Source organism: Lactococcus fujiensis JCM 16395 (assembly GCF_002441655.1).
GTDB classification, from domain to species: domain Bacteria; phylum Bacillota; class Bacilli; order Lactobacillales; family Streptococcaceae; genus Lactococcus; species Lactococcus fujiensis.
Window position 1 is genome coordinate 1 of the sequence record NZ_JXJU01000043.1, and the last position, 1,598, is coordinate 1,598.

The 1,598-nt window shown below is 36.7% G+C and carries 2 protein-coding genes; both read left to right on the forward strand.

Features of this window, described 5'->3' with window-relative positions; translation table 11 throughout:
• A partial coding sequence (locus RT41_RS10110) for a recombinase RecT (protein WP_373279885.1) occupies window positions 1-801 on the forward strand: 801 nt, incomplete at its 5' end.
• A complete protein-coding gene (locus RT41_RS10115; protein WP_245811693.1) occupies window positions 798-1,577 on the forward strand; it encodes a PD-(D/E)XK nuclease-like domain-containing protein in 780 nt (259 codons plus the stop codon). The genes RT41_RS10110 and RT41_RS10115, both read left to right, overlap by 4 nt.
• The last annotated feature ends 21 nt before the right edge of the window (window positions 1,578-1,598 follow it).

Genomic DNA, 1,598 nt, shown 5'->3' on the forward strand with positions numbered 1-1,598 from the left:
GAAGTAACAAATATCAATCATTTTATGAAGTCAGCACCAGTTCAAGCACGATTTCAAGAAGTTCTTGGCAAAAAATCAAGCGGGTTCGTATCGAGTTTGCTTACGGTAGTTAATAACAATAACTTGCTAAAACGAGCAACTCCAGACTCAATCATGACAGCAGCGATGAAAGCAGCGACGCTTGACTTACCAATTGAACCAAGTCTTGGCTTTGCTTATATCATTCCCTATGGTCAAGAAGCACAATTTCAAATCGGTTATAAAGGACTTATTCAGCTTGCACTCCGTAGTGGTCAAATTACTGGCTTAAATTCAGGTATTGTTTATAAAAGTCAATTTATTAGTTATGACCCTCTTTTTGAAGAATTAGAGATTGACTTCATGCAACCAGAAGATGAGGTCGTTGGATATTTTGCAAGTATGAAACTATCAAACGGATTTATGAAAGTTGTTTACTGGACAAAAGCAAGGGTTGAAAATCATAAGAAACGCTTTTCAAAAGCTGGGGCAAAATCCCCTTGGGCTACTGACTTTGACGCAATGGCTCAAAAGACAGTTCTCAAAGCGATGATCAGTAAATTTGCGCCACTATCTCAAGAAATGCAAATAGCTGTCATTGCAGATAATGAATCAGAAACGCTAGAGCCAAAAGATGTTACACCTGAGCAACCTCTAATTAGTATTGATGAGCCTAAAGAAAATGAAAACAGTCAATCACAAATCAGTATTCCTGAAGATCAGGCTCCACAACAAGAAAATGAAGAATTCGTTGAAGAACTCTTCCCAGTGGGGCAAGCATGATAAAAAAACGATTGAGTTTTTCAGGACTAAAAGCATTTCAAGAATGCGAAGCCGAAGCGGTCGCTGTCATGAATGGAGAATGGGATAGACAAGCCACGTTTTCCCCATCAACCATTGAAGCGATGAACGCTGGGAGTTATGTTCATAAATCATTTGAGAATGAACAAGCATTAGATGAATTTAAGCAAAAGCATCAAGGCGATATGTTCACAAAAACAGGAAATTTGAAATCACAATTTCAGATTGCAGAGAAAATGGTATTGACTTTAAAAAAAGATCCTCTTTTCCAGAATATTTACAAAGGTGCAAAAGAGCTTGAAGTTTTCGGAGAAATCAACGGAATTGAGTTTCATGGTTTTCTTGACTGCCTTAATTTAGAAAAAAATATTTTTATTGATATTAAGACAATTCGGGGCTCAATATATGAGAAAGAGTGGTCTGAATCAGAACATCGAAAAATGCACTGGATTGAGTCAAGAAAATATCTATGGCAAATGGCAATATATCAAGAATTACTCCGACAGTCAGATGATGAACGAGTAGGAAAAAATATTCAACCCGTAATTTATGCAATAACGAAAGAAACTTTTCCAGACAGTGCAGGAATTACAATTCCACAAGATTGGTTGGATGATGCACTTATTGAGGTTCAAGAAGCAACAAATAAATACATTGAAGTTTTAAATGGACGGGTACCAGTTCACTGCGGACGTTGTAATTATTGCAAAGCAAACAAGTACAATACGCACACAATATCACTAACAGAATTACTATAAAAATAAGAGCTGGCGAATCCT